Origin of the sequence: Schlesneria sp. (assembly GCF_036405755.1) — a bacterium.
GTDB lineage: Bacteria > Planctomycetota > Planctomycetia > Planctomycetales > Planctomycetaceae > Schlesneria > Schlesneria sphaerica.
Genome location: NZ_DASWWZ010000520.1, coordinates 1 through 6851 on the forward strand (window position 1 = coordinate 1; position 6851 = coordinate 6851).

4 protein-coding genes and 1 pseudogene are annotated in these 6851 nt (G+C 58.3%); all 5 read left to right on the forward strand.

Annotated elements, in window-relative coordinates; genetic code table 11:
• Positions 1 to 239, forward strand: a pseudogene (locus VGE80_RS17690) (tRNA pseudouridine(38-40) synthase TruA); the annotation flags it as partial.
• Positions 240 to 420: 181 nt separating this feature from the next.
• The gene (locus tag VGE80_RS17695) at positions 421 to 1032 is read left to right on the forward strand and encodes a carbonic anhydrase (RefSeq protein WP_440593579.1); all 612 of its coding nucleotides are present in this window, start codon (positions 421 to 423) and stop codon (positions 1030 to 1032) included.
• Positions 1033 to 1205: 173 nt separating this feature from the next.
• Positions 1206 to 2732, forward strand: coding sequence for a cyclic nucleotide-binding domain-containing protein (locus tag VGE80_RS17700; RefSeq protein ID WP_440593580.1), 1527 nt, complete (start codon positions 1206 to 1208; stop codon positions 2730 to 2732).
• 18 nt (positions 2733 to 2750) lie between these two features.
• Positions 2751 to 4622 (forward strand): adenylate/guanylate cyclase domain-containing protein, encoded by a 1872-nt coding sequence (locus VGE80_RS17705; RefSeq protein WP_440593581.1) that lies wholly within the window; start codon positions 2751 to 2753, stop codon positions 4620 to 4622.
• A 57-nt stretch (positions 4623 to 4679) separates the two neighbouring features.
• On the forward strand, positions 4680 to 6851 hold a 2172-nt coding region (locus VGE80_RS17710), incomplete at its 3' end, for a serine/threonine-protein kinase (protein WP_440593582.1).

Consider the following 6851-nt stretch of genomic DNA (forward strand, 5'->3'; position numbering starts at 1 on the left):
CAGGACGAAATCCGGCTGCTGTCACCACCCATCCGGACCCGGCATTCCTTTGTTTCGATGTGATGGCAGACGGTTTTCTTTACAACATGGTGCGTGCCATCGTCGGGACACTGATCCATGTCGGCCGAGGGCGCTGGTCTCCCGCTGATTTGAAGCGGATCCTCGAATCTGGCGACCGTTCGCACGCGGGGGAAACGGCTCCTCCCCAGGGGCTGTACCTGATGCGAGTCGACTACTGATCGAACCTCGACCACTTCAGAGACGACCACCGTCAGGGACAGTGCACAAATGGTTGCTTTTCAGTGCCGGCGGTTCTAAAACTTCGCGTGATGCCCCCGCCCAGGTATGCGTCTCAACCGAATCTGGCTGACATCCGGAAAATGGATTCCAAGGCAAGCTGCAAGGAAGGTCGCACCAGGCATGATTTCGCAACTTTTGACCGGAAATCAGCGGTTCGTTGAATCCGAATTCAACCGGAATCTGGACTATTATCACTCGATTGCCGCGGCTCAGACACCCGCTGTTCTGTGGATCGGCTGTTCTGATTCCCGTGTTTCTGAAGACGTCATCACGGGCAGTAAACCGGGACCGATGTTTGTTCACAGGAACGTCGCCAACATCATCGCGTACAACGATGTGAACTTCGCCGCGCTGCTCGAGTACGGCGTGACGTACCTGAAGATTCCGGACATCGTCGTATGCGGCCACACGCGGTGCGGGGGAATCAAGGCGATTGTCGAAGGAGTTAAAGAGAACTACATCGCGGACTGGCTGCAGATTGCTGCCGGCATTCGAGATGAGGTGGAAGTTCTGGCCCAGCAACAGGGACTGAGCCACGATCAGAAGCTTGATCTGCTATCGAAAGAGAACGTCAAACTGCAGATTAAACACCTGAATCGACTCTCGTTCATCCGGCGGATGCACGAGAAAGGGTCGATTCCTCGCATTCACGGCTGGCTGTATTCGGTAGACACGGGCAAGATCGAGGTACTGGTTGACGGACACGCCGCTGCGGCCCATCGCCCCGGATAGTCCGGTCGCGATTCGGCAAAACCGAAAACGCTGATTATTCGCATGAGCCAACGTCTCCACAGCTTTCGGACTCGTGGGCTGCGAGGAAACGGGCGAGCCCTATTCCCCTGTCGTATGACCTCGGCCACACCGCTCACTGATGATCAATGCTTCCGTCTAGAGGTTAGGACACCGTGGATTCGAATATCATTGCCGCTCCCGACATTGCTGCGGCGGCATCGCAGATCTTTTCACCGACGATCCTGCGTGAAATGGGGATGCTGGTCTTTCTCATTGTCGCGGCTCTCATCGTCCTGCCCCGACCCCAGCGACGGCTGGCTGTCCACCCGATCGTCTTTCTCGTACTGGCCGCCACCCTGCTGGGAATATCGTCCCTCTTCTCTCACCTTCAGATGGACGGTTTCTTCCGTTTGCTGGCTGAGTTTCTGCTGCTGACTGCCGTTGTGAGGACCTGCTTCCTCTGCGTGATTACGATCCTGCAGCGCGCGATGAAATGGTCGCCGCAGCGGATTTACCTCGACATCTGCCTGGTCTTAATCTACGGCGTCGTGCTGGTTCCCCTCTTGAGCAACGCTGGCCTGAAGTCTTCTGACCTCATTACAGGGACGTCCGTCCTGACCCTGGTGCTTGGCCTGGCGCTGCAGGGAACCCTGGGAAATATCTTCGCCGGCATCGCCATCAACGTTCATCACCCGTTTGCCGTGGGTGACTGGATTCAGTTCAACGATCGACGGGACCATATCGGGAAGGTCAAGGAAATCAGTTGGCGGGGGACGACGGTTGTCACACTCGATTCGGTCGAAATTGTCATCCCCAACACCCAACTGGCCGAGATGCCCCTGGCGAACTTCATGCGTCCCCAGCGGCACACACGCCGGTCTGTCCACTTTGTCTGTCCCTATTCGGTTCCCCCCGGACGAGTGCATTCCACCGTCCTTAACGCGATCGCGGGATCCCGAGGCGTACTCGCAGAACCTGCCCCGACGATCATTACGAACGCCTTCACCGAACGGGGCGTGGAGTACTGGTTGCGGTTCTTCACCGACCAGTTCGAAATCCGCGACAGCGTCGACGGGGGTGTGCGAGACCGCGTCTGGTACGCACTTCAGCGCGAGGGAATTACGATGCCCCCCGCCGTGATGAACGTACAACTGCAACAGCTTCCCACGGAAGAGACGCCGGTCCCGACTCGCGAAGAAATCCACGAGCGGGTTCTGAGGGGTGCGTCACTCAGTCAGGGGTTACCTGACAAGGCATTGGCAATCCTGGCACGGGAAAGCAAACTCCGACGCTACCACGCAAACGAAGTGATCATTCGACAGTATGAACCGGGCAGAGAACTGTTTATCGTTCACACTGGAACGGTCAGTGTCGCGTCGGCCCGATCGGGATCAGCGGCAGTCGAAATCACGCGACTGGGGCCTGGTGATTATTTTGGAGAAATGTCACTTTTGCTGGGTGAGGCTCGCAGCGGGACCGTCACGGCAGTCACGGATTGTGAACTGCTTGTGATCGACAAGCCGGCACTGGCCGCAGCGCTCGCTCAATCGCCTGAAATGACGGATACTCTCAGTCGCACAGTGGCAGCGCGACAAAAGGAACTGGGAGACCGACTGGATGTCGGCACCGCCCCTGAAAATCTCGATGAACGGGCCAGTTCGTTGTTAGCAAAGATTCAGAAGTACTTCGGCGTGAGCTGAAACAAAGGCGCCACGGATATGGCTCGTCTGGAACGATTTGCAACTTACATCAGCGTCCTGATGGAACCTCATGACCGGCTTCTGGAACTGGGGCGGCAGTCGCAGGACGACCCCGCTCCTCTGGCGGTCGTCCCGAACGCCAGCCCCGTTCGGCTCGTGATTGCGGCACGCGATCAGAACGAGATTGGCCGCAAACAGCTCCGAATCGAAGCCTTGGGCAGCCAGCGAGTCCGGGTGACGAATATCAACGAGCGGAACACCGTGGCCATCGTCAACGAGCGCCAATTGAATCCGGGCGACTCGTACGAAGGAGAGCTTCCCGTCAGGCTGACTCGTGGCGGATTTCAGCTCTGTATCGAGGCGGTCGGGGGGAGGAAGGCGCTGGCGCCGGAACAACACGATCTCTTCCAATCCTTTGCCCACACTCCACCCAAGCCCCAGTCGCTGAGTCAACTCACGCGAAGTCGCGTCGATCCCCCGACCTCCGTGCCGCCCGCCCGCGAGTCGTTCGTTGCGTCGCTGCAGTCCTCCAACGCTGACGTGATGCTGGATCGACTTGAGCAACTGGTCGCCGTTCTTCAGCAGGTCGCTTCGACGACCGAATTCTCAAAACAGATCGCCGAAAAAACGCTCGAAATGGTGAACCTCGACCGCGCCGCCGTGCTCAAGCGGACGGGTGATCTCTGGGAAGTCGTCGCCGTGGCCACCGAAGGACAGAACGAAGGGGCCGAGCGATGGCAGCCCAGCCAGAAACTGCTGACCCAATTGCTGCGGGACCGTCGGACCTTGTGGGGTCGCCCCGGAGCGATCGACGCCCAACATTCCGAAAGTCTGGCATTCCTGCGAGCCATGGTTGCAGCACCGATTCTCGATCCTGACGGCGTGGTGATTGGTGCCGTCTACGGGGACCGCCGTCTGGGGGGCTCCACCAGTCGCCCCCCCATCGATCGATTCGACGCGAAGCTGGTGGAGATCCTGGCTTGTGGAGTCGCGGGGGGGTGGGCGCGGGTGGAACAGGAACGGGCCGCCATCGAAAAGCGCATCCAGTTCGAGAGGTTCGTGACGAAAGAAGTCGCGCAAAGTCTCGAAGAGGATCCCGAAGCTCTAGTCGGTCGGGATGCCGACGTGACTCTGCTGTTCTGCGATATTGCCGGCTTCAGTCGCATCTCAGGCTTGCTGAATCCCACGGAAACCTTTCGCTGGATCAACGCCGTCATGGAGACGCTCTCCCAATGTGTCCTGTCGACCAGAGGAACACTGATCGACTACGTCGGGGATGAACTGATCGCCATGTGGGGCGCACCGCTCGCGATGGAAGATCACGCTGCGGCCGCAACCGAAACCGCGCTGCTGATGCTGGATGCCTTAAAAGAGTTTAATGAGCGTTACGTGCTGCCGGATAAGGAAACCACGCAGATCGGGATTGGGATCAACACGGGTGTTGTCCGCGTCGGCAATACGGGGAGTGAGCATAAGCTGAAGTACGGACCGCTGGGGGCTCACGTGAACATCGCCAGCCGTGTCCAGGGGGCAACTCGCTTTCTACGCACGCCGGCATTAATGACGGGTGACACCGCTCGTCGGCTGGAGGGCAAGGTGCAAACCCGGCGACTCTGTTCTGTCCGCCTGAAGAACATAGAAATCCCTGTCGATCTGTTTGAACTCGTCGCGCATCCCGGGCCCGGATGGCGCGAGTTTGCCGCGGACTATGAACAGGCTCTGCTCGCTTGGGAACAGCATGATTTGCAGGCTGCCATCGGAATTCTCAGTCGCCTGGTGACAAAATCCAGCCAGGATGGACCGACGATGGTGCTGCTCTCGCGCGCTGTCGACGCCTGGTCACGAGACCAGCGAGAATATGATCCGGTCTGGACGCTCGCGTCAAAATAGCGAACATAATCACGCCGTGACCTACGCCACCGCAATCCGCCTGTAGCGACCGAACCTATGTCGACAGATACCCGATCATCCGAGAGGAACTCCCTGGACGCCGCCATTTCCGAATGGTTTCGCGAGATCAGGGCAGGGGCCGAGCCCAACAGTGTCGAGTTCCTGACACGCTATCCTGAGATCCGGACGGAACTTCAGGCGTTTCTGGAAAATTTTACGATCATTCAGAGTCGCATCGACCAGCACAACGCCGGGGAAACTCCCAAACCCGACAGCACCTCGTCCAGCCGTCCTGTTTCCGTTCACTCATCCAGTCCCCAGAGTATCGTCACCGCCGTATCGCTCGGAAACACGGATGTGACAGCAGGTTCCGTCTCCTCCCATGCCCGCTATCGCGAACTGAAGTTGTTCAACAAGGGGGGCCTGGGTGACCTCTACCGTGCTTATGACGAATCGCTGAATCGCGAAACCGCAGTCAAACGGGTCAACGATCGTGCCGCTTCGGAACCTGCGCTGCTGACACAATTTCGGATCGAGGCCGAGATCACGGGGCGACTGGACCATCCCGGCGTCGTCCCCGTTTATGGCTATGGGGAAGACGCCGAGCACCGGCCGTTCTATGTGATGCGACTGATCAACGGTCGTGAACTGGCCGCTGCCATCCGCGAGTATCACTCCGTGCGCAGCGTACGCCCCAACAGCCAGGAAGCGCGCCGCATGCTGCTGACCCTGCTGGAACATCTCATCAGCGCCTGTAAGACCGTCGCTTACGCACACGACGTCGGGATCATTCACTGCGATATCAAACCGGCCAATATCATGGTCGGACAATACGGCGAAACGTTTGTTCTCGACTGGGGACTCGCCTCGACGTTCGAACGGACCAAGACGTTCATGAAAAATGAACTCGACCTGCTACGACCCAAATCCGCTGGTGACGCAGCAGGAAACAGTCTGCGGGGGGGCACCTACGGCTACATCAGTCCGGAACAACTGAGTTCGGACGAACCCATCTCGCCGACCAGCGATGTCTATAGCCTTGGTGCGACCCTTTATGAAATTCTGACGGGCAAGCCCCCCTTTGACGGCCGTGACCCCCAGGTCCGCGAAAAGGTTCGGAACGCGCAGTTCCCGCGACCTCATCAGGTCATCCACTCGATCCCGCGAAACCTCGAAGCAATCTGCCTGAAGGCCATGAGCCTCTCACCTGGCTCGCGCTACTCCACCGCCACACTGCTCGCTCGCGATCTGACGAGCTGGATGCGGGACGACGAACTGCTGGTGGCACCAGACCGCTGGTACCACAAATTTTTTCGACTTGCTCGACGACATCGCGGAATCGCGATCAGTCTGGGGACTGCGGCGCTGGCGGTTTCGATCGTATCCGCGTGGATGATCTACGAAACCGACCGTTTCCGATTCTCGCAGCGAATTGAAGAAGAGAAACGACGCTACATCGAGGATCAGAATGCGATCGTCGAGAAGACTCTCGATACCTCGCTGAAAACGCTGGAAGATCTTTGCCGACCGCTGGCAAACGGGGAAACGCACAATTTGTCAGTGCTCGAACCCGCGATGAACCGGATCAACGATTTCGCCGTCGACTATCTGCAGGATTACGAGAACGTGCCGGGGATGGCCCTGCATACGGGTCGGGTCTATCAGCTTCGCGCCACGGTCGCTCGCGTCCTGGGTGAAGACACTAATGATGTCCTGAAGTACTTCCATCAGGCGGAAGAGACTTACGAAAAACAGCTCGACAGCGATAAGCCCGCCGCATCGAAGAACGAACTGCAGCGGCGGTTAGTCGATGTCAAACTCAACAAAAGTCTCGTTCACCTGCAGCGGGAAGAGTACGTACTGGCGGAAGGTCTGCTGAAGCAGGCCCGCGACATGGCGGAGACGCTGCACCAGATCAACCGCAACGACGCGCTGCTGGAGCGGGATCAAGCCGAAATTTTCCATCTGCTGGGACAGGTTTATCTCAGTCGTGAGGCCGATGATCAGGACTACAAGCGGGCTCTCGTCGAATCGGAAAGCAGCTTCGACGAAAGTGTTCATATTCTGAAAAGGCTCATGCTGCGTGAGAAGAGCCAGATCGACAAGAGTCACCTGGAGCGAGACCTGGCACGCAGCTACGGATATCTGGGGGACCTGCATCTGGCGCAAGGTTACGTCTCGAAAGCCGAGCGGCGCTACAACGACTCACAGGACCTGCGACGAAAGCTT

Coding starts and splice junctions, on each gene's coding strand:
- VGE80_RS17695 (WP_440593579.1), top strand. CDS start 421: ATGATTTCGCAACTTTTGACCGGAAATCAGCGGTTCGTTGAATCCGAA.
- VGE80_RS17705 (WP_440593581.1), top strand. CDS start 2,751: ATGGCTCGTCTGGAACGATTTGCAACTTACATCAGCGTCCTGATGGAA.